The sequence below is a fragment of the Paenibacillus sp. 01L418 genome (assembly GCF_056400045.1).
Map to the genome: position 1 here is coordinate 1 of NZ_JBFTSN010000806.1, position 1,027 is coordinate 1,027.

A 1,027-nucleotide genomic window follows, 5' to 3' on the forward strand; every position below is an offset into this window, starting at 1 on the left:
ATCCTCGATTTGTACCTGAAGAAGCGTTCTTTTCTCTGGATCCAACGTCGTTACCCACAATTGGTCAGGATTCATCTCACCAAGCCCTTTATAACGCTGAAGCTCATAATTTTTACCGTATTCCTTCAAATAGTTTTGAAGCTGCTCATCTGTCCACGCATATCGAATCGTTTCCAGCTTGCCAGATTTACGTGTAATTTTGTAAAGCGGCGGCTGAGCGATATAAACGCGTCCCAAATCGATTAACGGTTTCATATAACGGTAGAAAAAAGTAAGAAGAAGCACTTGGATATGAGCGCCGTCTGTATCCGCATCAGTCATAATAATAATTTTATTATAGTTGCATTCCTCAGCGACAAACTCAGAACCCACACCTGCCCCTATTGCAGAAATGATGGCCTTGTACTCGTCGTTTTTCAAAATATCGATGAGCTTGGCTTTCTCCGGATTCATCGGTTTTCCCTTAAGCGGCAGCAGCGCTTGATATTTCGAGTCACGGCCCTGCTTAGCTGAACCGCCAGCTGAATCCCCTTCCACAATAAACAATTCCGTGCGAGTAATATCTTTTGACTGCGCAGGAGTTAGTTTGCCATTTAGATTAGAGCTCTCGCTCCGCTTCTTGCCGCTGCGGATTTCTTCACGCGCTTTGCGCGCTGCTTCTCTCGCTTTCGAGGCTTGAAGTGATTTTTTTAACAGCATTTGTGCGATTTGAGGGTTTTCCTCAAGAAACACCTGCATCTTCTCCGAAACAATTGCGTCAACAGCGCTTCGCGCAGATGAGCTTCCGAGCTGGTCTTTTGTTTGTCCGACAAACTCAACCTCAGACATTTTGATATTAATAACGACCATCATGCCTTCGCGCAAATCGTTGCCTTCAAGGTTTTTGTCTTTCTCCTTAAGCATCGCTGCTTTACGGGCATAGTCGTTCATGACGCGAGTATAAGCGGTTTTAAAACCGGTTTCATGCGTACCGCCGCCGCGTGTCGGAATGGAATTGACGAAGGAAGCGATCGTCTCCGTGTATCCG

General features: G+C 45.9%; 1 protein-coding gene. It reads right to left on the reverse strand.

The window, feature by feature from the left end:
* A partial coding sequence (locus tag AC1DSE_RS35780) for a toprim domain-containing protein (RefSeq protein WP_477529181.1) occupies window positions 1-1,027 on the reverse strand: 1,027 nt, incomplete at both ends.